Source organism: Raoultella sp. T31, from assembly GCF_002806725.1.
Lineage (GTDB): Bacteria > Pseudomonadota > Gammaproteobacteria > Enterobacterales > Enterobacteriaceae > Klebsiella > Klebsiella electrica.
The window spans coordinates 15,146-39,441 of sequence record NZ_PIBO01000005.1; the positions used below are offsets into that span (position 1 = coordinate 15,146).

General features: G+C 54.0%; 25 protein-coding genes. 19 read left to right on the plus strand and 6 right to left on the minus strand.

The genetic code is table 11. The features are described 5' to 3' along the window. Positions 1-360 precede the first annotated feature (360 nt). Positions 361-3,288, plus strand: coding sequence for an autotransporter adhesin EhaB (gene ehaB / locus CWM52_RS04845; RefSeq protein WP_100683054.1), 2,928 nt, complete (start codon positions 361-363; stop codon positions 3,286-3,288). A 91-nt stretch (positions 3,289-3,379) separates the two neighbouring features. Beyond that, on the plus strand, positions 3,380-4,003 hold the full coding sequence (gene iprA, locus CWM52_RS04850; protein ID WP_100683055.1) for a hydrogen peroxide resistance inhibitor IprA: 624 nt from the start codon (positions 3,380-3,382) through the stop codon (positions 4,001-4,003). Between the two features lie 18 nt (positions 4,004-4,021). On the opposite strand, the gene ampH is transcribed toward iprA, so the two are convergent. Beyond that, positions 4,022-5,179 carry a D-alanyl-D-alanine-carboxypeptidase/endopeptidase AmpH gene (ampH, locus tag CWM52_RS04855; RefSeq protein ID WP_100683056.1) on the minus strand — a complete coding sequence of 386 codons (1,158 nt, stop codon included), beginning with the start codon at positions 5,177-5,179 and terminating at the stop codon, positions 4,022-4,024. A gap of 200 nt (positions 5,180-5,379) precedes the next feature. On the opposite strand from ampH, the gene CWM52_RS04860 reads away from it, so the two are divergent. The 3 genes from CWM52_RS04860 to CWM52_RS04870 all read left to right on the plus strand — a co-directional run bounded on the left by CWM52_RS04860 (position 5,380) and on the right by CWM52_RS04870 (position 8,422). Continuing rightward, complete coding sequence (locus tag CWM52_RS04860) at positions 5,380-5,913, plus strand: cysteine hydrolase family protein (RefSeq protein ID WP_100683057.1); 534 nt, start codon at positions 5,380-5,382, stop codon at positions 5,911-5,913. A 119-nt stretch (positions 5,914-6,032) separates the two neighbouring features. Beyond that, positions 6,033-7,253, plus strand: a complete 1,221-nt coding sequence (gene sbmA, locus CWM52_RS04865; protein ID WP_100683058.1) for a peptide antibiotic transporter SbmA — start codon at positions 6,033-6,035, stop codon at positions 7,251-7,253. A 38-nt stretch (positions 7,254-7,291) separates the two neighbouring features. After that, positions 7,292-8,422, plus strand: a complete 1,131-nt coding sequence (locus CWM52_RS04870; protein WP_100683059.1) for a DUF1615 domain-containing protein — start codon at positions 7,292-7,294, stop codon at positions 8,420-8,422. Here the strand turns inward: CWM52_RS04870 and CWM52_RS04875 are convergent. Beyond that, positions 8,419-8,721: a DUF2755 family protein gene (locus CWM52_RS04875; RefSeq protein ID WP_100683060.1), complete on the minus strand. Its 303-nt coding sequence runs from the start codon at positions 8,719-8,721 to the stop codon at positions 8,419-8,421. The two genes, CWM52_RS04870 and CWM52_RS04875, sit on opposite strands and share 4 nt — an antisense overlap. Before the next feature lie 254 nt (positions 8,722-8,975). On the opposite strand from CWM52_RS04875, the gene CWM52_RS04880 reads away from it, so the two are divergent. Next, positions 8,976-9,185 carry a DUF2754 family protein gene (locus CWM52_RS04880; RefSeq protein ID WP_004858472.1) on the plus strand — a complete coding sequence of 70 codons (210 nt, stop codon included), beginning with the start codon at positions 8,976-8,978 and terminating at the stop codon, positions 9,183-9,185. A gap of 99 nt (positions 9,186-9,284) precedes the next feature. Here CWM52_RS04880 and ddlA read toward each other — a convergent pair whose 3' ends face one another. Beyond that, a complete protein-coding gene (ddlA, locus tag CWM52_RS04885) occupies positions 9,285-10,382 on the minus strand; it encodes a D-alanine--D-alanine ligase (RefSeq protein ID WP_100683061.1) in 1,098 nt (365 codons plus the stop codon). A gap of 302 nt (positions 10,383-10,684) precedes the next feature. Here ddlA and CWM52_RS04890 point away from each other — a divergent pair, with 302 nt between their 5' ends. From CWM52_RS04890 to psiF, 7 genes are all read left to right on the plus strand, one after another. Next, positions 10,685-11,884, plus strand: coding sequence for a multidrug efflux MFS transporter (locus CWM52_RS04890; RefSeq protein ID WP_100683062.1), 1,200 nt, complete (start codon positions 10,685-10,687; stop codon positions 11,882-11,884). A gap of 169 nt (positions 11,885-12,053) precedes the next feature. After that, positions 12,054-12,818 carry a gluconate 5-dehydrogenase gene (gene idnO, locus CWM52_RS04895; RefSeq protein WP_100683063.1) on the plus strand — a complete coding sequence of 255 codons (765 nt, stop codon included), beginning with the start codon at positions 12,054-12,056 and terminating at the stop codon, positions 12,816-12,818. Positions 12,819-12,921: 103 nt separating this feature from the next. Then, positions 12,922-14,211: an MFS transporter gene (locus tag CWM52_RS04900; RefSeq protein ID WP_100683064.1), complete on the plus strand. Its 1,290-nt coding sequence runs from the start codon at positions 12,922-12,924 to the stop codon at positions 14,209-14,211. Positions 14,212-14,276: 65 nt separating this feature from the next. Beyond that, a complete protein-coding gene (gene idnR / locus CWM52_RS04905) occupies positions 14,277-15,269 on the plus strand; it encodes a DNA-binding transcriptional regulator IdnR (RefSeq protein ID WP_032689294.1) in 993 nt (330 codons plus the stop codon). Positions 15,270-15,498: 229 nt separating this feature from the next. Then, positions 15,499-15,759 (plus strand): anti-adapter protein IraP, encoded by a 261-nt coding sequence (gene iraP / locus CWM52_RS04910; RefSeq protein WP_004858488.1) that lies wholly within the window; start codon positions 15,499-15,501, stop codon positions 15,757-15,759. A gap of 88 nt (positions 15,760-15,847) precedes the next feature. Next, positions 15,848-17,278 (plus strand): alkaline phosphatase, encoded by a 1,431-nt coding sequence (gene phoA / locus CWM52_RS04915; protein WP_160702211.1) that lies wholly within the window; start codon positions 15,848-15,850, stop codon positions 17,276-17,278. A gap of 92 nt (positions 17,279-17,370) precedes the next feature. Next, on the plus strand, positions 17,371-17,691 hold the full coding sequence (gene psiF, locus CWM52_RS04920) for a phosphate starvation-inducible protein PsiF (RefSeq protein WP_100683066.1): 321 nt from the start codon (positions 17,371-17,373) through the stop codon (positions 17,689-17,691). Between the two features lie 72 nt (positions 17,692-17,763). Here the strand turns inward: psiF and proC are convergent, their stop codons facing one another. Next, entirely contained in the window at positions 17,764-18,573 is an 810-nt protein-coding gene (proC, locus tag CWM52_RS04925; protein WP_100683067.1) for a pyrroline-5-carboxylate reductase, read from the minus strand. 116 nt (positions 18,574-18,689) lie between these two features. Here proC and CWM52_RS04930 point away from each other — a divergent pair, with 116 nt between their 5' ends. Then, positions 18,690-19,148 carry a YaiI/YqxD family protein gene (locus tag CWM52_RS04930; RefSeq protein WP_100683068.1) on the plus strand — a complete coding sequence of 153 codons (459 nt, stop codon included), beginning with the start codon at positions 18,690-18,692 and terminating at the stop codon, positions 19,146-19,148. On the opposite strand, the gene CWM52_RS04935 is transcribed toward CWM52_RS04930, so the two are convergent. Next, entirely contained in the window at positions 19,145-19,846 is a 702-nt protein-coding gene (locus CWM52_RS04935; RefSeq protein WP_100683069.1) for a DUF2076 domain-containing protein, read from the minus strand. The two genes, CWM52_RS04930 and CWM52_RS04935, sit on opposite strands and share 4 nt — an antisense overlap. Before the next feature lie 334 nt (positions 19,847-20,180). Here CWM52_RS04935 and aroL point away from each other — a divergent pair, with 334 nt between their 5' ends. The 4 genes from aroL (at position 20,181) to ppnP (ending at position 22,323) form a co-directional block, all read left to right on the plus strand. After that, positions 20,181-20,738: a shikimate kinase AroL gene (aroL, locus tag CWM52_RS04940; RefSeq protein WP_100683070.1), complete on the plus strand. Its 558-nt coding sequence runs from the start codon at positions 20,181-20,183 to the stop codon at positions 20,736-20,738. Between the two features lie 98 nt (positions 20,739-20,836). Then, on the plus strand, positions 20,837-21,028 hold the full coding sequence (locus CWM52_RS04945; protein WP_100683071.1) for a YaiA family protein: 192 nt from the start codon (positions 20,837-20,839) through the stop codon (positions 21,026-21,028). Positions 21,029-21,279: 251 nt separating this feature from the next. Beyond that, positions 21,280-21,951, plus strand: coding sequence for an AroM family protein (locus tag CWM52_RS04950; RefSeq protein WP_100683072.1), 672 nt, complete (start codon positions 21,280-21,282; stop codon positions 21,949-21,951). A gap of 87 nt (positions 21,952-22,038) precedes the next feature. Continuing rightward, positions 22,039-22,323: a pyrimidine/purine nucleoside phosphorylase gene (gene ppnP / locus CWM52_RS04955; protein ID WP_100683073.1), complete on the plus strand. Its 285-nt coding sequence runs from the start codon at positions 22,039-22,041 to the stop codon at positions 22,321-22,323. 56 nt (positions 22,324-22,379) lie between these two features. On the opposite strand, the gene rdgC is transcribed toward ppnP, so the two are convergent. Beyond that, complete coding sequence (gene rdgC, locus CWM52_RS04960; protein ID WP_100683074.1) at positions 22,380-23,291, minus strand: recombination-associated protein RdgC; 912 nt, start codon at positions 23,289-23,291, stop codon at positions 22,380-22,382. Positions 23,292-23,382: 91 nt separating this feature from the next. Between rdgC and mak the strand changes: the two genes are divergently transcribed. Beyond that, positions 23,383-24,288 carry a fructokinase gene (gene mak, locus CWM52_RS04965; RefSeq protein ID WP_165785342.1) on the plus strand — a complete coding sequence of 302 codons (906 nt, stop codon included), beginning with the start codon at positions 23,383-23,385 and terminating at the stop codon, positions 24,286-24,288. Positions 24,289-24,296: the final 8 nt, after the last annotated feature.

Consider the following 24,296-nt stretch of genomic DNA (forward strand, 5'->3'; position numbering starts at 1 on the left):
AATATATTTGCAGATGATGTTTTTATTTTTGGTATGTATTAACTATTGATGAATTTATTGATTGTTGACGAAGATAGAATCTGCTTTTAATTTATTCATTGGAATTTTGTTTTTAGGTTTAAATATTCACTTGTTGTATGATATGTCTGCTCCCCTTTAATTTACTGAAATTTTTTATTTTCTTTTCTAAACTAACGACTTGTATCATGAGGCCATTGTCCGGTTTCGGACTTTAGGTGAAGAATAATTGAACCTTTCTCTGGTGATACCGCATAATCGTTGTCGCGAAGCATAATAATATTCTTCTATGCATAAATAATTGATGGATCAACGATATTACGTCCCGAGGAGGGATGACAAATGCACCCCTGGAAAAAGAAATTTGTAGTTTCACAATTAGCATTAGCCTGTACGTTGGCAGTCACCTCTCAGGCAAATGCTTCTAATGATATTTCTGGAACCGCCTACACAACATTTAAACATTATAATGACGCTGCCTATGCTGACGGTGTTTACTATAATGGTTATGTCGGTTGGAATAATTACGCGACTGATAGTATTTATAACGGTGATATTTATCCGGTAATTAATAAAGCTGTCGTCAATGGCGTGATCTCTACTTACTATCTTGATGATGGGCTTGCGACCAACACCAATAGCAATAGTCTGACCATTAAAGACAGCACAATTCATGGGATGATCACCTCTGAGTGCATGACTACCGTTTGTGTAGATCGCGATGCGACCGGTTATGTTTATGACCGTCTGGCGCTGACCGTTGATAACTCAACCATTGATGATAACTATGAACATTATACCTATAACGGTACGCAGGCTGATGGCACCGTAGATACCCATATTGTTGACGTTTACGATCTGGGGACGGCCATTACGCTGGATCAAGAGGTGGATCTGGTTATCAAAAATAACTCCCATGTCGCGGGTATTGACCTGACTCAGGGTTATGAGTGGAGAGATATTGACGATAATACTGTCAGCACGGGCGTCGACAGCAGCGAAGTGTTTCATAATACAATCAATGTGATGGATTCTACCGTGACGTCAGGTTCATGGTCAGATGAAGGCACCTCCGGTTGGTTCGGTAACAACAATAACGCCAGCGATTATAGCGGTAACGGTTTTAATGCTGATGATATTGCGATCTCTGCCATCGCAAATCCGAATGCGGATAACGCGATGCAGACGACCGTTAACCTCAACCATTCTACCCTCATGGGCGATATCCTGTTTTCCAGCAATTTTGACGAGAATTTCTTCCCGAATGGCGCAGACAGCTATCGTGATACCGATACTGCGGTAGACACTAACGGCTGGGATGGCACTGACCGTATGGATGTCACGTTAAATAACGGCAGTAAGTGGGTTGGGGCAGCGATGTCCATGCATCAGGTAGATTCTGATGGCGATGGCGTTTATGACAGCTTTGACGTGGGCACTGAAGCAACGGCTACGCTGCTTGATATTGCCGCGAATAGCCTATGGCCATGGTCAACTTATGGTATCAATAACAGCGACACCGCCTATGATGAAAGCGGTCATGTTATTGGCAACGAAGTCTACCAGAGTGGTCTGTTTAATGTGACGCTGAACGGCGGCTCGCGCTGGGATACCACCAAAGTTTCTCTGATTGATACCTTGAGCATCAACAGCGGTTCTGTCGTGAGCGTCGCGGATTCCACCCTGGTTTCTGACACCATCTCTCTGACCGGCGGCTCTGCCCTGAAGATCAATGAAGATGGTCATGTGGCGACCAACGCACTGACTATTGATAACAGTAACGTAACGATTGCCGATGATGTCTCCGCCGGCTGGGGTGTGGACGATGCCGCACTGTATGCCAACACTATCAACATCACGAATAATGGTATGTTGGATGTGGGCAACAGCACGGCGTACGCGCTGCAGGCCGATACGCTGAATCTGACCAGTTCGACGGATGCAAACGGGAACGTGTACTCTGGTGTGCTTAATATCGGCAGCAATAGCTTCGTGCTGAATGCCGATCTCACGAACGATCGTACTCATGACGCCACTAAGGCTAACTACGGCTACGGCACAATCGCGATGAACTCCGATGGCCACCTGACCGTGAACGGTAATGGCGACGCCGACACCTCTTTCGATCAGTCCGAAGTGGATAACGCAGGCGACAGCGTTGCGGCCGCGACAGGCAACTACAGAGTTCGTATTGATAATGCGGATGGTAAGGGCTCCATTGCTGATTACAAAGGCAAAGAGCTGATTTATGTGAACGACAAAAACAGCACGGCTACCTTTTCTGCGGCTAACAAAGCCGATCTCGGTGCTTACACCTACCAGGCTAAGCAGGAAGGCAACACCGTTGTTCTGGAGCAGAGCAGGCTGACCGACTATGCGAACATGGCGCTGAGCATCCCGTCTGCCAACAGCAATATCTGGAACCTGCAGCAGGATACCGTGGCAACTCGTCTGACCCAGTCGCGTCATGGCCTGGCCGATAACGGCGGCGCCTGGGGAAGCTACTTCGGCGGTAGTTTCAACGGCGACAATGGCACTATCGGCTACGATCAGAATGTTAACGGCGTCATGGTGGGTCTTGATAGCAAAATTGACGGTAACGATGCTGAGTGGATCGTCGGTGCCGCTGCGGGCTTTGTGAAAGGGGATCTGAGCGATCGTACCGGTCAGGTGGATCAGGACAGCCAGACGGCTTACCTCTACACTTCTGCTCATTTTGCAAACAACTTCTTTGTTGACGGTTCTGTTAACTACTCTCACTTCAACAACGAACTGTCGGCAAACATGAGTAACGGTCAGTACGTTGACGGCAGTACCTCTTCAGATGCCTGGGGCTTTGGTCTGAAACTGGGCTATGACGCGAAGCTGGGTAATGCCGGCTATGTGACGCCGTACGGCAGCATATCGGGTCTGTTCCAGTCTGGTGACGACTATCGCCTGAGCAATGGCCTGAAAGTGGGTGGTCAGTCTTACGACAGTATGCGCTATGAACTGGGCGTTGATGCGGGTTATACCTTCACCTACGGTAACGATCAGGCGCTGACGCCTTACTTCAAGCTGGCTTACGTGTATGACGACGCCAGCAACCACGCTGACGTAAACGGTGATTCTATCAATAACGGTACCGAAGGTTCTGCGGTTCGTGTTGGGCTGGGTACGCAGTTCAGTTTTACCCGCAATTTCAGCGCCTACTCGGATGTTAGCTATCTCGGTGGTGGTGATGTGGATCAAGACTGGGCCGCTAACGTGGGCGTTAAATATACCTGGTAAGATTATTTACAGTGAGAAAAGCATTGTAGATATTTAATCGAAGACTATGCCCGTCAAGGATTTGACGGGCATTATTGTCAGGAACGTATCAATGTTATCGCTGAGTAAACCGCTTGATGCATTTGGTCAGCTAGATCAATACTTGTCCAGATATGGCACTCACTTCGAATTTTGTCGTGAAAAACAGCTTATATTCGTTAATGATATACATTGCGCCGAAACGGTTGTCATTCTGGAAGGCGTGATTTCTCTGCGTAGAAACGAAAATATCCTCATTGGCATCACCCAGGCTCCTTTTATTATCGGGTTGGCTGATAGCGTGATGAAAAATGAGATGCGATATCAATTAATGACGGAAGGGAAATGTAAGGGTTACCATCTTCCTTCTTTACAAGCGCTTAAAATAGTTGAACAGAATAATTTGTGGCGCGACGCATTCTGTTGGTTGGTATGGCATAGTCGTATTATGGAACAACGCGATTTGCAATTGATTGGGCATAATTCCTATGAACAAATTCGCGCGACGCTGCTGTCGATGATTGACTGGGATGAACAATTGCGTTTTCGTATTGGGGTAATGAATTATATTCATCAAAAAACGCGTATTTCACGCTCTGTTGTTGCCGAAGTACTTGCCGCCCTGCGCAAGGGCGGATATATCGAGATGGATAAAGGCAAACTGATTAGCATCAACCATTTGCCTGCAGATTATTAATTTGGTCGCGAGACTAAATCAGGATTCCGGGATCGGCGCCGGCTGCCCGCCGCTGAGTTCGCTGACCAGATCGTTAATACCGTCGCTCATATTGCTAAAGCGGGTCAGCGATGAACGGGTGACCACCACGAACGCGCCGACGTTCGCCTGCGGATTCATCGCCATATAGGTAATGAATCCACCGCCGCCGCCGGTTTTTTGAATAATCCCCGGATGGCCATCTTTCGGTTTCATATAGACCCAGCCAAGTCCCAGAGCGTCGGCTTTGCCCGGCACATCCATACCGATAACCCGTGTTAACTGACTACGTTGATAAATCAATGTCTGCATACGGTCAGCCTGCTGCCCGCGGGTATAGAAATCGGAGGAAAGGAACTGCTGCATCCAGCGCATCATATCGCCTGGCGTCGAGTAGACGCCGCCGCTGCCGATCGCCGCCAGCGTATTGTTGCACGGGCTGGCGCCTTTCTCGGCGACCATCAGCCGGCGGCACTGATCCGGTGAGGGCGTAAAGGTGGTGTCTTTCATACCCAGCGGCCGGGTAATTTGTTCTTCAAACAACTGCGGATAAGGTTTTCCCGCCGCGGTGGAAAGGGCGTCTGCCAGCAGATCAAACGCGAGATTGGAGTAGGCGGCCTGCGAACCCGGGGCGGCTTTCAGCGAGGCAGTCGACAACCACGACCAGCGATCCTGGCGCGTTGGCCAGACGAAGACCGGACGATGGGCAGCACCACCGGGCTGTTCGCGCGGCAGCGCGCTGGTGTGAGTCGCCAGATTGACCAGCGTAATCGGCGTGCCCTGATACGTCGGCACCCGGGCACCCGGCGGCGCGTATTTGCTGAGCGGGTCGTTGAGCTTCACGACGCCCTGATCGAGCATTTTTACCAGCATCTCGCTGGTCATCAGTTTACTCAGCGAAGCAATGCGGATAACCGAATCCAGCTGCGGATGCTCATTATTGCCCGGACGCGTTTCACCGAAGCTGCGAAACACACGCTGATTGCCGTCGATCACCACCAGTGCCATGCCGGTGGCGCCGCTACCATAATAGATATGGTTTGCGTAACGATCGACAACATTAGCGGCAAATTCCGGGTCAACGATCGGTTGAGCTGCCTGGACCGATGTCCATGACGCTGCACACAGCGCAGCAAAAATAAGCAGACTACGTTTCAACTGGGGTATCCATAATCATAAGAAAATATATAGGGCATATTTATACTACGAAGCGCGGCTGAACGAAGTGGAATAACGGCAATATTTAGCATAAAAACGTAACCGTGCGTAAAAAGGACTTTTTTATGCTTTCGGACATCCTCTTTCCCCGGCGGGCGGGTATGATGAGCGTTTGATTTATCGGGTGACGAGAGAGAAATATGGCGGCTCAACGAGTAGTGATGGTAGTAGATATGCAAAATGGCGTCTTTGCGACGCCGCGTATTGAGCGCGAACGCTGCGTCGCGCATATTAACCGTCTGATTCGCGCCGCGGATCGCGTGATTTTTATCCAGCATGCCGAGGACGATGGTCTGGAAGAGGGGAGTGAAGGTTTTGCGCTGCTGGCGGAGCTGGAACAACCCGCAGACGCCCTCTATGTCACCAAAACCGCCTGCGATGCGTTCTATAAAACACGTCTTGCGCAGGTTCTGAGCGAGCAGCAGATCCAGCAGTTCGTGGTTTGCGGCTGTGCGACCGATTATTGTGTCGATACCACCATCAAAAACGGCGCCAGCCGCGGCTATGCAATTACCGTTGCCGAAGATGCGCATACCACTGCCAACCGTCCGGCTGCGCAGGCCACAACGCTTATCGATCACTACAACGATGTCTGGCGTACGCTTACCCTACCCGGCAATCCTGTCCGCGTGAAATCCATAGAAACAATTCTGGCCGAATGGCAGACGAACTAAGCTGCTGATATTTGGTCTCATCATCCGACCGTCCTCCCCAGACTGCTACAGCAATGCGGCGGGCGCTCTCGTGGCACACAGCATAGCCAGAACGATAAAGAAGTTAGCAGGAGTACATGATGTTTAAATCTTTTTTCCCCAAACCGGGGCCGTTTTTTCTCTCTGCCTTTGTCTGGTCGCTGCTTGCAGTGATCTTTTGGCAGGCGGGCGGTGGCGACTGGCTGCTGCGTTTAACCGGGGCATCACAAAATGTTGCCATCAGCGCTGCGCGATTCTGGTCGCTGAACTATCTGGTGTTTTACGCCTACTACGTTTTCTGCGTGGGCGTTTTTGCGCTGTTCTGGTTTACCTTCTGTCCACACCGCTGGCAATACTGGTCAATTCTTGGCACCTCGTTGATCATCTTCGTAACCTGGTTTCTGGTGGAAGTCGGGGTGGCGATCAACGCCTGGTATGCGCCGTTCTACGATCTGATTCAGTCCGCGCTGGCGACACCGCATAAAGTCAGCATTAACCAGTTTTACCAGGAAACCGGCGTGTTCCTCGGGATCGCGGTGATCGCGGTGATTATCGGCGTGATGAACAACTTCTTCGTCAGCCACTACGTTTTCCGCTGGCGTACGGCGATGAACGAACACTATATGGCCCACTGGCATCACCTGCGCCACATCGAAGGTGCCGCTCAGCGTGTGCAGGAAGATACCATGCGCTTTGCTTCCACTCTCGAGGATATGGGGGTGAGCTTTATCAACGCCGTGATGACGTTGATTGCCTTCCTGCCGGTGCTGGTTACGCTGTCTGAACATGTGCCGGATCTGCCGATTGTGGGTCATCTGCCGTATGGCCTGGTGATTGCTGCGGTGGTGTGGTCACTGATGGGCACCGGTATGCTGGCGGTCGTGGGGATCAAACTGCCGGGGCTGGAATTTAAAAACCAGCGCGTGGAAGCGGCGTATCGTAAAGAGCTGGTGTACGGCGAAGATGATGAATCCCGCGCCACGCCGCCGACGGTGCGCGAGCTGTTTAGCGCCGTTCGTCACAACTATTTCCGCCTCTATTTCCACTACATGTATTTCAACATCGCCCGCATTCTTTATCTGCAGGTGGATAATGTTTTCGGTTTGTTCCTGCTGTTTCCGTCGATCGTTGCCGGTACGATTACGCTGGGCCTGATGACGCAGATTACCAACGTGTTCGGCCAGGTACGCGGCTCGTTCCAGTATCTGATTAGCTCGTGGACGACGCTGGTGGAACTGATGTCCATCTACAAACGTCTGCGTAGTTTTGAACACGAACTCGATGGTAAAGAGCTGCAGCCCGTCACCCAGACGTTGAACTGATTTAGCGAACCCTACCCATAGCAGAGGCAGATTGAAGGATGATACAGAGACAAGGACAGTGCAGAACAACCGCGGTACCACGTCGGGTTTCCTGCGCTCTGACGCTGTTGGCTGGGGGGATTCTGAGTGCCTGTACCAGCAACACAGCGCCGGCGCTGAAAGAGGGCGAAAAGGCCGTTGACGTGGCCGCCGTGGTGCGGCAAAAGATGCCCGCCAGCGTGAAGGACAGGGACGAGTGGGCGCAGGCGATTGCCAAAACCTTCGCCAGCCAGAAGCTGGCGCCGACGGAGGAGAACGTCTGTTCGGTGCTGGCCGTCGCGCAGCAGGAGTCCAACTATCAAGCCGATCCGGTAGTGCCGGGGCTGAGCAGAATCGCCTGGCAAGAGATAGACCGCCGGGCCGGGAAGATGCACATCCCGGTTTTCCTTGTGCACACGGCGCTGAAAATTCCGTCACCCAACGGCAAAAGCTACAGCGAGCGGCTGGATAACGTGAAAACGGAAAAGCAGCTTAGCGCTGTGTTTGACGATTTTATCGGCATGGTGCCCATGGGGCAGAAACTGTTCGGCTCACTTAACCCGGTGCATACCGGCGGCCCGATGCAGGTGAGCATTGCGTTTGCCGAACAGCATACCGATGGCTATCCGTGGAAAATCAGCGGCACCGTGCGCCAGGAAGTGTTCAGCCTGCGCGGCGGCCTGTGGTTTGGTACCTGGCACCTGCTCAACTATCCGGCGAATTACAGCGCGCCGCTGTATCGTTTTGCCGACTTTAACGCGGGCTGGTATGCCAGCCGCAATGCGGCGTTTCAGAATGCCGTCAGTAAAGCGAGCGGTGTGAAGCTGGCGCTGGACGGTGATTTAATTCGTTATGATAGCGATGACGCAGGGACGACGGAGCTGGCGGTACGCCGTTTAGCTGGGCAGCTGGCGATGAGCGATGATGACATCCACCGGCAGTTGAAAAAAGGCGACAGCCTGGCGTTTGAGAAAACCGAGCTGTATCAGCAGGTTTTCCGTCTGGCGGATAAGAAAGCAGGCAAAGTGCTACCGCGAGAGATACTGCCGGGGATTCAGCTTGAGAGCCCTAAGATTACGCGTAATCTGACCACGGCCTGGTTTGCGAAACGGGTCGATGAAAGGCGGGCCAGCTGTATGGCGCGTCGCTAGCGGTTATCGCTCCAGCGCAGGATAAGCCCCAACATGCCGATCAACAGGCCGCCGAACAGGAAGGGGATCAGGCCAAACAGGGTCCCCACCGCCAGCCCAATCTTAATTCGCGGCGAGCTGCTGTCTTCGATTTGCATCAGGTGCTCGAAAACACCGGGGGCATGTACCAGCATGCTTAACATCTGCGCGCCGGCCCAGAAACAGAACAGCACAAACAGGGCATAGGCAATATTGCTGCGGGTGATGGCGCTTCTTTTTTTCGCGGCAATAAGTGATTTTGAAAAGGCGAACTCAGCCATCTTCCCCTCCGAACTTGACTGATCTGCTGGTTTGCATCGTGGCATAGCGATGATTCTGGCAGCGGGAAGGGGTTCTCAGTATCAGATTGCTGGTAATTTACGACCAGGAATATTCCTGTTTTCTGGCCGGGAGCGGGTGGGCGGATCATTTTGCGGAACTTAGAGCGATATCCCAATGTGTGATAATTCTCTCCGGGGCTACAGACCGCGGATTCCGGCTGTGCGAAGATGCCTTTTTTGTTGTCGGAGGGGTTATGAAACTCACTGAAAAAATCCGCCGTGACTGGCATTACTACGCGTTTGCGCTGGGATTAATTTTTATACTGAACGGCGTGGTGGGGCTGTTGGGCTTTGAAACGCAAGGCTGGCAATCCTATGCCGTCGGGCTGGTGACCTGGGTGATTAGCTTCTGGATTGCCGGAAAGATTATCCGCCGCCGCCAGACCGGGGTTGAGGAAGCGTAGGCCGGACACGCCCGCCGTGGCGGGAGCTGTGCCGGGACTGAGGCGCAGCGCCTCAGATAACCCGGGTAAGGCGCCACGCGCCGTCACCCGGGAAGACAATCAGTTCATCGATGTCTTCAGCGCACGGTCTGCCGCATGGCGCTCCAGCGCCAGTTCAATCAGCCGGCTGATCAGGCTGGTGTAGTCCAGGCCGCTGGCCTGCCACAGCTTCGGATACATACTGATGTTGGTAAAACCTGGCAGCGTATTGATTTCGTTGATGATGACCGCGTTTTCTTCCGTCAGGAAAACATCAACGCGCGCCATGCCGCTGCATCCCAGCGTCTGGTAGGCCCGAACGGCAATGTCGCGGATTTTATCGTTGATATCGCTGGCAATGGCCGCAGGAACCACCACTTTCGCCCCCTGATCGTCGATATACTTGGTATCGTAGGCGTAGAACTCGCTGTTAAGGACGATTTCGCCGCAGGTACTGGCCTGAGGATGATCGTTCCCCAGCACCGCACACTCAATTTCCCGTCCTTTAATTCCTTGTTCCACCACCACTTTATGGTCGAATTCAAAGGCCAGCGCGACCGCCTGCTGGTACTGCTCTTCGCTGTTGACCTTGCTGACGCCGACCGAAGAGCCCTGGTTGGCCGGTTTGACAAACAGCGGCAGGCCAAGCTTGTCTTTCACCTGCGTAAAGCTGAACTGCTGGCGGTTGGCGCGGGTCAGAGTGATGAATGGGGCAATCGCCAGTCCGGCATCGCGCAGCAGGCGCTTAGTGACGTCTTTGTCCATGCAGGCGGCGGAGCCGAGGACGTCGGAACCGACGAAGGGCAGATTAGCCATCCGCAGCATGCCCTGTAGCGAGCCGTCTTCCCCGAGGGTACCGTGGACAATCGGGAAAATCACGTCGATGGCGGCCAGCGGTTGGCCGCTGTCGGCGTTGATCAACTGCTGCGCGTCACGACCGGGAATTTGCGCCAGCGTGATGTCGGAAGGGCGCAGCGCGATACGGGCAGGATCCTGCGGGTTTAACAGATAGTTACCAGCATCGTTGATATGCCAGAGCCCCTGTTTATCAATGCCGAGCAGAACGACATCAAAGCGTGTTTTATCAATTGCTTCAACGATATTTTTCGCCGACTGCAGCGACACTTCATGTTCTGCCGACTTACCGCCAAAAACGATCCCAACCCTCAGCTTAGCCATTTCAACTTCCATCCTGATGACAACAAAACACATAACATAGCATGTGCAATGCACGCATGGCTGCCAGAATGTTGAATGCGGAAAACGGCAGGCTAAAAGCTGTTCGATTGCCGTCCCCGATGCCCGGCGCGTCAGCAGAACGCGCTGAGGGGAGGCGGTTAGTCCTGATAATGTTCGACAAAAAGTGTTATCGAGCGATAAAACACTAAACTCAGCATCAGCGCATCTCTGGTAATACGTCGATGAGTGGAAATTGCTAAGCTAGGTAATAATTCACAAAAAATTAATGAATACGTGTAGTTATGGAATCCTGGAAGGTCAATCTCATCTCCGTCTGGTTTGGTTGTTTTTTCACCGGCCTGGCGATCAGTCAAATTCTGCCTTTTTTGCCGCTTTATGTTTCCCAGCTCGGCGTGACGTCTCACGAGGCGCTATCGATGTGGTCGGGGCTGACGTTCAGCGTCACCTTCCTGGTGTCGGCTATTGTCTCACCCATGTGGGGCAGTCTGGCCGATCGTAAAGGGCGTAAGCTGATGCTGCTGCGCGCCTCCCTGGGCATGGCGATTGCCATTCTGCTTCAGGCCTTCGCCACTAACGTCTGGCAACTGTTTATCCTGCGTGCGGTGATGGGGTTGACCTCAGGCTATATTCCCAACGCGATGGCGCTGGTGGCCTCCCAGGTGCCACGGGAACGCAGCGGCTGGGCGCTCAGTACGCTTTCGACGGCGCAAATCAGCGGGGTTATCGGCGGACCGCTGCTGGGCGGTTTTCTGGCCGACCATGTCGGGCTGCGGGCGGTCTTTTTTATCACCGCGATTTTGCTGACGGTCAGTTTTCTCGTCACGCTATTTCTGATTAAAGAGGGCGTAAGGCCGCAAACCGGCAAGGCCTTACGCTTAAGCGGCAGGGAAGTGCTGGCGTCGCTGCCTTATCCGGGGCTGGTGATTAGCCTGTTTTTCACAACCCTGGTCATTCAACTGTGCAATGGCTCTATCGGTCCCATACTGGCGTTGTTTATCAAATCGATGGCGCCGGACAGCAACAATATCGCCTTTCTCGCCGGGATGATTGCCGCCGTGCCCGGGGTTTCCGCGCTGATCTCCGCGCCGCGTTTAGGCAAACTTGGCGATCGCATCGGCACCTCGCGCATCTTGCTGGCCACCTTGTGTTGCGCGGTGGTGATGTTCTTCGCCATGTCGTTCGTCACCACCCCGCTGCAGCTGGGCATTTTGCGTTTCCTGCTGGGCTTTGCCGACGGCGCAATGCTGCCAGCGGTGCAGACTCTGCTGCTCAAATACAGCAGTGATAAGGTGACCGGACGTATTTTCGGTTATAACCAGTCGTTTATGTACCTGGGCAATGTGGTCGGGCCGCTGATTGGCGCGTCGGTATCGGCAATGGCCGGTTTTCGCTGGGTCTTTATTGCCACCGCGGTTATCGTGCTGATTAACCTTTGGCAACTGGCCGTGATGCTGCAACGCAGTCGCCGTATCGCCGCCTAGCCTCTTTCTCCCGGCATTGACGCCCGAGCGTGAATGCCGCCCTCAGATCTCCGCTTCCTACAAATGTAGCCCTGATCACAAATTAATCATTTCTCTTCTTTTTCCTCTTTAAAATACAACTGTTACGCGTATACAGTTACGCATAACAGTACATGGGAAAGAGTTTTTTATGAAAAATTTATTCGATTTATCCGGCAAACGCGCGCTGATCACCGGATCGGCCAGGGGGATTGGCTATCTGCTGGCGGAAGGCCTGGCTGCGTATGGGGCGGAGATTATTATCAATGACCGCACGCAGCAGAAAGCAGATGACGCGGCGCAGGCGCTGCGTGCGCAGGGCTATCGTGCGACGGGCGTGGCTTTTGATGTCACCCGCAGCGTTGAGGTTGAACAGGCCATTGCGCGGATTGAGGCGCAGATTGGGGCGATTGATATTTTGATTAACAACGCCGGGATCCAGCGTCGTTATCCCTTCACCGAGTTTCCAGAAGAAGAGTGGGACCAGGTGATTGAGGTTAACCAGAAAGGAGTTTTCCTTGTATCACAGCAGGTGGCTAAATATATGATGACGCGCCGCTCGGGGAAAATAATTAATATTTGTTCAATGCAGAGTGAATTAGGTCGTAAGACGATTACACCGTATGCCGCGTCGAAAGGGGCGGTCAAAATGCTGACGCGTGGCATGTGTGTGGAGCTGGCAGAATATAATATTCAGGTTAATGGTATTGCGCCGGGTTATTTTGCCACAGAAATGACCGCGGCATTAGTTAACGATCGGGATTTTTCTGCCTGGCTTTATCAAAGGACCCCGGCCGCGCGCTGGGGAAAACCGGAAGAATTAATTGGCGCCGCGGTCTATCTGGCCTCCCCGGCGGCCAATTTTGTCAATGGACATCTGTTGTTTGTTGATGGCGGGATGCTCGCCGCTGTTTGAGCCGTGCGTCGCCTTTTAGCGGCCGGGTCCGGCCGCCAGAAAGCTGACGAATAGATAAAATAATGACCCCCGTTTGATTATGCACTTTATCTGAGGATGGCATATGCAAATGCTCGCGAAATTACCAGCGCGTCGCTGGTGGTATTTAATGCCGGTGATTTTTATTACCTATAGTCTGGCGTATCTCGATCGTGCGAATTATGGTTTTGCCGCCGCTGCCGGTATTGAAAGTGATTTAGGAATAACTAAAGGGACATCATCGCTTATTGGCGCTCTGTTCTTCCTGGGGTATTTCTTTTTTCAGGTTCCCGGTGCGATGTACGCCGTAAAACGCAGCGTGCGAAAAATGATTTTCTTCAGCCTGGTATTATGGGGCTTTTGCGCGGCGGCCACCGGGTTTGTCAGCAATATTCCGATGTTAATGGTTATTCGCTTTACTCTCGGGGTAGTCGAGGCGGCGGTGATGCCGGCGATGCTGATTTACATCAGCAACTGGTTTACCAAAACCGAGCGTTCACGTGCTAATACCTTCCTGATTCTTGGCAACCCGGTGACGGTATTGTGGATGTCGATTGTCTCCGGCTACCTGATTCAGTCCTGGGGCTGGCGGGAAATGTTTATTATCGAAGGCATTCCGGCGGTGCTATGGGCTATCTGCTGGTGGATTCTGGTGCGCGATAAACCGTCGGAAGTCTCCTGGCTGACTGCGCAGGAGAAGCAGGTTCTGCAACAGGCGATGGATAGCGAACAGAGCCATATCAAACCGGTGCGTAACTATGGCGAGGCGCTGCGTTCACGAAATGTGATTATGCTTTGCGCCGTCCATGCGCTGTGGAGTATCGGGGTTTATGGCTTCATGATGTGGATGCCGTCGATTCTGAAAAATGCCGCACAGATGGATATCGTGGCGGTAGGCTGGCTGGCGGCGGTGCCGTATCTGGCGGCGATTTGTCTGATGCTGACGGTCTCCTGGCTGTCGGATAAATTCCAGAATCGTAAACTGTTCATCTGGCCGCTGTTGCTGATTGCCGCCGTGGCGTTCTTCGGTTCCTGGATGATCGGCAATCAGTCTTTCTGGTTCTCCTACGGGCTGCTGGTTCTCGCCGCCGCCTGCATGTATGCGCCATATGGCCCCTTCTTCGCGCTGATCCCGGAGCTGCTGCCGCGCAACGTATCGGGGGTGTCGATGGGGTTAATTAATAGCTTCGGCGCGCTCGGTGCTTTCCTTGGCGCCTGGCTGGTGGGCTACCTCAATGGCATCATGGGCGGGCCTGGCGCGTCGTACACCTTTATGGCCATCGCGCTGCTGGCATCGGTGGTGCTGATGTACAACGTGCGGGCCAACGACGATCGAACTTCTGCGCTGATGACGACAAAAAAGCTTGCGGGTTAACAGAATCGAAGCGGCTGTGGTAAGGTTCTCTGCGAGCATATGAGTCGTTTGTCGCAGAGAACCCGATGAAAAACAACCGGATGACATTACAGGATATCGCGAACCTGGCCGGACTTAATAAAATGACGGTCAGCCGTTATTTACGAGACCCGGGCCAGGTATCGCAGCGTAGCCGTGAATTGATCGCTAAGGTCATGGAAGAGAACAACTATATTCCTAACCGGGCGCCGGAAATCCTGCTCAATGCTCGCAGTAAAACCATCGGCGTGCTGATTCCCTCCTTTCGCAACCAGATATTCGCCGATGTGCTCGCCGGCATTGAATCCGTCACTTCCGCCCACCAGTATCAGACCCTGATCGCCAATTACGGCTACGATCCGCAGCGTGAAGAGCGCGAAGTGCTCAATTTGCTCTCCTACAATATCGATGGGCTGATTCTCACCGGTAAGCAGCACACTGACCGCATGATCCAGTATGTCCGCGCCAGCGGCATCCCGGTAGCGGAGCTGATGGACATCGGCGGGCAGCCGCTCGATATCCAGGTGGGGTTTGATAACGAGAAAGCCGGCTGGGATATGGCTCATGCGTTTCTCGAAAGCGGCAAACGAAAAATCGCCTTTTTTGGTTCGATGGACGATCCCCGCGATCTGAGTCGTTTCCGTGGGACTGAACAGGCGGTGGCGGCCTGTGGCCTGAAGGCGTATCACATCACGCCGCGTACCATCTCCTCGGTGGCGCTGGGCCGTCAGATGTTCCTGCAAATGCAGCAATCGCACCCGGATATTGACGCGATTTTTTGTACCAATGACGATCTGGCAGTCGGCGTGCTGCTGGAGTGTCAGGCGCAGGGGATTGCGGTGCCGCAGGAGATAGCGATTGCTGGCTTCCACGGGCTGGAAATTGGTCGCGCGCGGCTGCAAAAAATCGCCAGCGTCATTACTCCTCGTTATGACATCGGTAAAACGGCGAGTGAAATCCTGATTGCCCGTCTGGCGGGGAAAGATGCGCCAGATAGCGTGAATTTGGCCTATCAGATATATTATGGCGATACGTTATAATTATTACCGCAATAGCAATATTCTTTTTTATTATTATCTATTGAATTTAGTTATGAAAAGTATTGTTCTCACCTTGAGTTTATTCCTGGTGGCGATCGTCGAATGAGCAAAACGTTTCGCTTATTATATTGCGAGACAAACAATCATTTTTAAAAAATAATACTGGTATCCGAAGGCGAATGTATGACATAACTAGCAAATAATGGAACCCGCATAAGGATACAGTGCTGTGAAGAATCTCATTGCTGAACTACTGGTAAACCTGGCGCAAAAGGAGGAAGAAGCAAAGGAACTGACGGTGCAGGTTGAGGCGCTGGAAGTTGTCGTGACGGCGCTGCTTCGCCATATGGCGCAGGATGCGCAGCAGGCATTAATTAACGATATTGAGCACGCTATTGAGCAGGCAAGCCCCGGTCCGCTGGTGGACGATCGCGATGCTCAGCTGTTGCAGCAATATATAAAAAAGCTGTTGCGGCATCCGCGTAGTTAGTTCTTTTGACAGGACATGGATGCTGTCATTTTACTGTCATCTCGCTTTTATAAAGTCTCCCTCGTTTTGTTTTTTAAGTATTTTTTACATGGAGACGACAAAAGTGAAATTCAACGCCCTCTTTATTGCCCTGTTACCTCTGCTGGGCTCCCCGGTTATTCATGCTGAAACCACGACTGCCCCGCTTCTGGAAAATCGTGCCGCTCAGGGCGATATCACGACGCCCGGCGGCGCGCGTCGTTTAACCGGCGATCAAACGGCCCTGCTGCAGGCTTCGTTAATCAACAAACCCGCCAAAAATATTATTCTGCTGATTGGCGACGGGATGGGCGATTCTGAAATTACGGCGGCGCGCAATTATGCCGAAGGCGCCGGCGGTTTCTTTAAGGGCATTGATGCGCTGCCGCTGACCGGTCAGTACACGCATTATTCTCTGGATAAAAAAACCGGCAAACCGGATTACGTGACCGATTCCGCCGCGTCCGCCACCGCCTGGACGACCGGCGTCAAAAGCTATAACGGCGCGCTGGGGGTCGATATTCATGAAAAAGATCATCAGACCATCCTCGAACTGGCGAAAGCCGCAGGGTTTGCCACCGGCAACGTCTCTACGGCAGAACTGCAGGATGCCACGCCAGCAGCTCAGGTCGCACATGTGACTTCACGTAAATGCTACGGTCCGAGCGTCACCAGCGAAAAATGTCCTGGCAACGCGCTGGAGAAGGGCGGTAAAGGCTCGATTACCGAGCAGTTGCTGAATGCCCGCGCTGATGTGACCTTAGGCGGCGGGGCAAAAACATTCGCCGAAACCGCGACGGCCGGTGAATGGCAGGGCAAAACGCTGCATGAGCAGGCTATTGCCCGCGGCTACCAGATTGTTACCGATGCCAGCTCGCTGGCCGCTGTCAGCGAAGCCAACCAGGGCAAACCGCTGCTGGGTCTTTTCGCCGACGGCAACATGCCGGTTCGCTGGGAAGGACCGAAAGCGTCTTACCACGGCAATATCGATAAGCCGGCGATAACCTGTACCCCGAACAGCAAACGTGACGCTTCGGTGCCGACGCTGGCGCAGATGACCGAGAAAGCGATCGGTCTTCTGAGCAGCAACGAGAAAGGATTCTTCCTGCAGGTTGAGGGCGCCTCCATCGATAAACAGGATCACGCGGCGAACCCGTGCGGTCAGATTGGCGAAACCGTCGACCTTGATGAAGCGGTGCAAAAAGCGCTGGAGTTTGCCAAAAAAGAGGGGAATACGCTGGTTGTGGTCACCGCTGACCACGCGCACGCCAGCCAGATTATTCCGGCTGATTCCAAAGCTCCGGGCCTGACTCAGGCGCTGACGACCAAAGACGGTTCGGTGATGGTCATCAGCTACGGCAACTCGGAAGAGGAGTCGATGGAACATACCGGCACGCAGCTGCGTATTGCCGCTTATGGTCCGCATGCCGCTAACGTTGTGGGCTTAACCGATCAGACCGATCTGTTTTACACTATGAAAGCCGCACTGGGCCTGAAATAAGCCGCTGCCGATGGTGAATTATTGCCATCGGCTGGTTTTTTTTCCCGCCAGTGACCAGGCTTACAGTGATTGACTGACAAAAGGATGGTGTGATGAAAATAACAATGTTGGTGACCCTGCTTTTTGGTCTTATCTTCATGACGGCGGTGAATGCTGCGGAAAAAACGTTAACGCCCCAGCAGCAAAAAATGGCGACCTGCAACAAAGAGGCCTCGTCGAAAACGCTGAAAGGGGACGAGCGTAAAGCGTTTATGAGTCAGTGTCTCAAGAAAGAAGCGCCAGCGCCGGAAAGTAAGGGTCTGACGCCTCAGCAGCAAAAAATGCGCGAGTGCAACGGTCAGGCGACCCAGCAGTCTCTGAAAGGGGACGATCGTAACAAGTTTATGAGTGCCTGCCTGAAGAAACAGGGTTAACGGCGCGGGTATCGAAACTGACGCGATAAAAACGGGTGAGGAGTCTCCTCACCCGTTCTCGACAGGAGGGGATCAGGAGCGGCTGAGCTTCTCTGATTTTTCCATGCATTTGACCATGGCCTCGATGACCGCAGAGCGGAACCCTTTCTCTTCCAGTACCCGCACGGCTTCGATGGTGGTCCCGCCTGGCGAGCAGACCCTGTCTTTCAGCGTTCCCGGATGTTCTCCGCTTTCGAGCACCATTTTGGCCGACCCCATCACCGCCTGAGCGGCAAATTTGTACGCCTGAGCGCGCGGCATACCGCCGAGAACGGCGGCATCCGCCATCGCTTCAATAAACATGAAGACATAGGCTGGCGCGGAACCGCTCACGCCCACCACCGGGTGGATCATCGGCTCGGCGATAATTTCAGCCTGGCCGAAGCAGCGGAAAATCGTCAGCGTTTCGGCGACCTCTTCGCTGGTGACCAGCGCGTTAGGCGTCACAGAGGTCATCCCGGCGTTAACCAGCGACGGGGTGTTCGGCATCGCGCGGACGATCTTGCGATCGTGGCCCAGCGCCCGCGCCAGCTGATCGAGCGTGACGCCAGCGGCAATTGAGATAACCAGCGAGTCTTTATTCAGGCTGGAGGCGATTTCACTGAGCACTTTAATCATGATCCCCGGCTTAACCGCGCCGAAGATGATATCGGCGATCTGAGCGACTTCCTGCGCGCTCTGCGCGGCATTAATGCCGTACTGGTCGTGCAGGGCCGCCACTTTGTCCGGCGACGGGGTGTAGACCCAAATTTGCCCAGGCTGCACCTGTCCGCTGGCGATCAGACCGCCCAGAATGGCCTTACCCATATTCCCGCAGCCGATAAAGCCAATTTTCTTCTCCATCACCTTTCCCCTTTGCTTATTTTGTCGTGAGTTATCTAGCTTATCACTCCAGCGCTTCCCCGGGGGACAAAAGCAGGTGACAATGACGCCTCCCTTTTTCGTCGACAGGAGCCGGAATGGCTATTTGGGTTGATGCGGACGCGTGTCCGAACGTCATTAAAGAGATTTTATTCCGCGCCGCCGAGCGTACGCAGACCTCGCTGACGCTGGTTGCCAACCAGCCGCTGCGGGTACCACCGTCACGGGTGATCCGCACGCTGCGCGTGCCGCAGGGGTTTGATGTGGCCGATAACGAAATCGTCCGCTTGTGTCAACCGGGCGACCTGGTGATTACCGCCGATATTCCGCTGGCGGCGGAAGTGCTGGCCAAGGGCGGCGCAGCCTTAAATCCGCGCGGCGAGCGCTACAGCGAGGCGACCATTCGCGAACGTCTGACGATGCGCGATTTTATGGAAACGATGCGGGCCAGCGGCGTACAAACCGGCGGCCCGGATAGTTTGTCGCAGCGCGACCGGCAACAATTTGCCGCCGCGCTGGAGAAGTGGCTGTCAGAGACGAAACGCCAGCAGGGTTAAACCCAGCTGTCGTCATCGCCGCCGAAATCGTCGTCGTTACCCATACCGGCGTCGAAGTCAGAGTTCCAGGTGTTATTATCCGCGAGGAACTGATTATCGTCCTGACGGAACGGATCGTCGGCGCCGGACAACTCCTGCGTCTGACTGAGGTCGGGCTGCGGTTTTTCTTCAATAATATTGACGATCTCCTGCGGATGCGAGCCGCTGAACATATTGGTCAGCATATTGCCCAGCACCACGCCGCCTGCCACGCCTGCCGCCGTTTGTAGCGCCCCGGCCATAAAGCCGCCGCCGCTGCGCGCCGCCTGTGGCGCATAGTTCTGCTGCGGCGCTTGCGGCGCATACTGCGGTTGCGCGCTGGCCTGCGGGCGGCCATATTGTTCGGCCCCGGGAATGGGGTCGGATCCGCGGGTCTGACCGCCGCCAAACAGGCCGGAGAGGAACCCACCGCTGCTCGGTTTTGCCGCCTGGAGCTGCGTTACCTGGCTTTCCAGCGCCTGGATACGATCGTTGAGCTGCTTGATGGCGGCTTCCTGGATCAGTATCGTTTGCGCCATATAATAGGGCGCGGCGGGCTGCTCTTTCATGTGTTGCGCAATCCGCTCCTCGGCGCTGGCATCGCGCGAAGCGCTCTGCGTCCCGGCCTCTTTCAGGCGGGAAAACAGTCCATCAATAAGGCGTTGTTCTTCAGATTGCATGGTACTTTCCTCTGTCATACTGGTCATTTAACGTCAGAGTGCGGCTGAACGTACCATGTTGTAAATATGTTGATGCGTAAAGCTATGCATAAATGTGTTACCGTTTACGCCAGCCGGCGGCTGAAAAATAACCTTGTTGAATAAGTAAATCTGGAATAACACTTAATGCAATGATAGGTTTACGCGATAAATCCTTTTGCTATCTGTAGTGGCGTGGATTTTTCATATTAATGTAACGTTTTTTTTACGATTATTGCCGGCGATTTTGCAGGCACCATTGCTTACTATTCGTATTCATTTTCCCGCGATATGCGGAACCAGGGGGTCTTCGGTAATGACATTGCCAATCTTTCTCATCGGGCCGCGCGGCTGCGGTAAAACGACAATCGGCCATGCGCTGGCGCGGGCGCGTCATTACCAGTTCACCGATACCGATCATGCGCTGCAGGAGCGTGAGCAGCGTACGGTCGCGACCATTGTTGAGCAGGAGGGCTGGGCGCGTTTTCGCGAGCTGGAGTCAGAGGCGCTGGAAGCGGCCACGCTGCCGCAAACGGTGGTGGCGACCGGCGGCGGTATTATTCTGGCTGAAGGTAACCGCCAGTTCATGCGCGAAAACGGCGTGGTGATTTACCTGCAGGTGCCGGTTGCGGCCCTGATTGACCGTCTTGAAGCGTATCCGAAAACCGAGCAGCGTCCGACGCTGACCGGCAAACCGGTGCGCGATGAAGTCGGCGAAGTGCTGGCGCAGCGAGAAGCGCTGTATCGCGCCACCGCGCATCATATTATCGATGCCACTGCGACACCGGATGACGTCGTCGGGCAAATTCTGGCGACGTTGCAGAATGTCTTCGCGCCGCAAGAAGCGCAGTGCGCTGAGGCTGCAAGAGAGTAAGGGACGCTGTCCCGCGCTGCGAGTTAAGACTTTACTGACGGTAAAGGGCGCAGGGGCTCCTATACTTAATAGCTCTGATGGCCGAAGAAGGAAGAGCTATGCCCACCCAACCTCCCTATCCGAGAGAAGCGCGTATCGTTGCCGTTGTGAAAGGTCCCGCAGGCCAGGGGGAGACCTGGTACCAGCTGCGCGCCGATTTCCCGACTGCCGATTCACTGATCAGTGAACACCCTACGGAACAGGAAGCGCTGGATGCTAAACAGCGCTACGAAGACCCGGATAAATCATAATCTCGCCCGCCCGGAATGCCCTTTGCGCAGAGGAATACCGGGCCTCCATCACATTTTTCATTCATCAGCGCTGCTGATGATTCCCTAACGTACGGATTTTTCAGGCAGTGCTTGAGGCTATATTAATCTTTACATTCAACGGCGGCGCTAAGCTGCTACGCTTCTGGACGGTTGATTTTTAGTCAACAGGGGGGCGGATGTCGTATGTAGTAAGCCTGTGCTGAAGCAGTGGTAGTGAAAAGGTACGTGATATGAGTACAACGATGGCGATTTTAACCGTTGGTGTGGTACCGGTGGCGGAAGTTTTGCCGCTTTTAACCGAACATATCAGGGAAGAGCAGATCACTCATATTAGCCTGTTAGGCAAAATGACGCGTGAAGACGTTATGGAAGATTATGCCCTTGATTCCGGCGATGAATGCCTGCTGACGTTATTGAATGATAACCTGCCGGTCGAGGTTTCGCGCCAGAAGGTCGAGCGTGATTTAAAGCATATTATCGCGATGCTCGACAGGCAAGAATATGATGTCATTCTGTTTTTGAGTTCCGAAATGCTCAGCGGCCTCACGGCGCGCAAGGCTATTTTACTGGAACCACAGCGGATTATTCCGCCGCTGGTGGCGTCGATTGTAGACGGGCATCAGGTCGGGGTTATCGTTCCCGTTGAGGAGGTGCTGCCCATGCAGCAGCAAAAATGGCTGTCGTTAGAACACGCGCCTTACTATGCGTTAGCCAACCCGATCAGCGATAGCGATTTATTACGCGCCGGACGGGCGCTGCTGGAGCAGGGCGCCGATGTGCTGGTGCTGGACTGCCTGGGTTACCACCAGCATCATCGCGACGTATTGCAAAAAGCGCTGGATGTGCCGGTTCTGCTGTCAAATGTGCTGGTTTCCCGGCTGGCTGCAGAACTATTAGTTTAACATGGTCCGATAGCGTAATTTTGCGTGACAGGGGCAAGGAGCGCCCCCTATATTGAGGCTTCAACAAAAGATCATAAGGGCTTGTTTATGCTTCAAAGCAATGAATACTTCGACGGAAAAGTGAAATCTATTGGCTTCACCAGCAGCAGCATCGGTCGCGCGAGCGTCGGGGTGATGGCAGAAGGGGAATATACCTTTGGTACCGCGCAGCCGGAAGAGATGACGGTGGTGAGCGGTGCGCTGAATGTGCTGCTGCCGGGGGAGACCGAGTGGAAAGTGTATGCCGCCGGTGAAGTATTCAATGTACCAGGCAATAGCGAGTTTCATCTGCAGGTGGCTGAGCCAACCTCTTATCTGTGCCGCTATCTGTGATTCAACGCCTTCCTGCCGCGGCAGGAAGGCGTTTTGCCCGCTTTGTCGGGCGCTGATTAGCGCTGCGCTTCGCCACCCAGAGCTTCTACCAGATTCTGAATCAACGCCGCCAGTTCGCCGGTCATCAGAATAAAGTCGGCGTCAAAACGCTGAGCGAAATCTTCCCGGTCAATATCTTCATTCTGGTCACGCAGTTCGTCGCAGAACTTCAGGCGCTTGATCGAACCATCTTCGCACATCAGGAACTGAATACGCTGCTGCCAGTCGAGGGCCAGCTTAGTGACCACTTTGCCCGCTTCAATATGTACGGCGATTTCATCGCTGACCAGATCCTGTTTCTTCGCCCGAATGACGCCGCCATCTTCCAGCATGGCCTTCAGTTCAGCTTCATCCAGCAGCTGGAAGCCCTGAGCGACGGACCCGGAGCGGACCCATTCGGTGAGCGTCAGCTCGATCGGGTTTTCCAGCGCCAGCGGAACGACCGGCAGCGATCCTAATGTTTTACGCAGCAGCGCCAGCGTATCTTCCGCTTTCTTCGCGCTGGCACAATCCACCATGATCAGCCCGTTGACGGTATCGATCCACATCATGGTCTGGCTGAAGCGGCTAAAAGCACGGGGCAGCAGAGAATGCAGCACTTCGTCTTTCAGCGAATCTTTCTCGGTTTTTTTCAGCTTACGGCCCTGATCGGCTTCCAGCTTGAGGATCTTGGCTTCCAGCGCCTGTTTGATAACCGGTGACGGCAGGATCTTCTCTTCTTTGCGTGCGCAGATAACGATCTGGCCATTTGCGGTATGCGTCAGCGCATCGCTGTGCGATCCCATTGGCGATACCCAGCCGGTCTTCGCCATATCCTGGCTACCGCAAGGGGTAAATGTCAGCCCGGCCAGCTGTTTTTCCATCTCCTCGGCACGCAATGAAATGTCGCGGCTGAGACGGTAAACCATTAAATTTTTGAACCACAGCATGATAATTTCCACGGCGTTATCGTTAAATCCAGCGGGCATAATAGCGAATTGTCGCTATGCTTGCATTGTTAATCGGGGAGAGGAGCTTACAGTGCGTATTGGTATCGATTTGGGCGGCACGAAAACGGAAGTCATTGCCCTGAGTGACCATGGAGAACAGTTATTTCGCCACCGTTTGCCGACTCCACGCGAGGATTATCGGCAAACGATCGAGAATATCGCCACGCTGGTGGAGATGGCCGAGCAGGCGACCGGGCAGCGCGGCAGCGTTGGCGTCGGGATCCCGGGGTCGATTTCGACCTATACCGGGGTCGTGAAAAATGCCAACTCCACCTGGCTCAACGGTCAGCCGTTTGACAAAGACCTGAGCCAGCGCTTAAACCGCGAAGTACGCCTGGCAAATGATGCCAACTGCCTGGCGGTTTCCGAAGCGGTAGACGGTGCCGCCGCCGGGGCGCAGACCGTGTTTGCGGTGATTATCGGCACCGGATGCGGGGCCGGCGTGGCGATACAGGGTCGTTCCCATATTGGCGGCAACGGCACCGCGGGGGAGTGGGGTCACAACCCGCTACCGTGGATGGATGATGATGAACTGCGCTATCGCGCCGAAGTGCCGTGCTATTGCGGTAAGCAGGGATGTATTGAAACCTTTATCTCCGGGACCGGTTTTGCCACCGATTACCAGCGTTTGAGCGGCCAGTCGCTAACGGGCAATGCGATTATGCAGCGAGTCGGCGCGCAGGACCCGCTGGCCGAGCAGGCGTTAAAGCGTTATGAGAGGCGTCTGGCAAAGTCGTTGGCCCACGTGGTCAACATCCTCGATCCGGATGTGATTGTCCTCGGCGGTGGGATGAGCAACGTCGAACGTCTCTACCAGACGGTGCCTGAGCTGGTGAAATCATGGGTATTCGGCGGGGAGTGCGAGACGCCGATTCGAAAAGCCGTACACGGCGACTCCAGCGGCGTGCGCGGCGCGGCCTGGCTGTGGCCGCTGTAGCATATTAA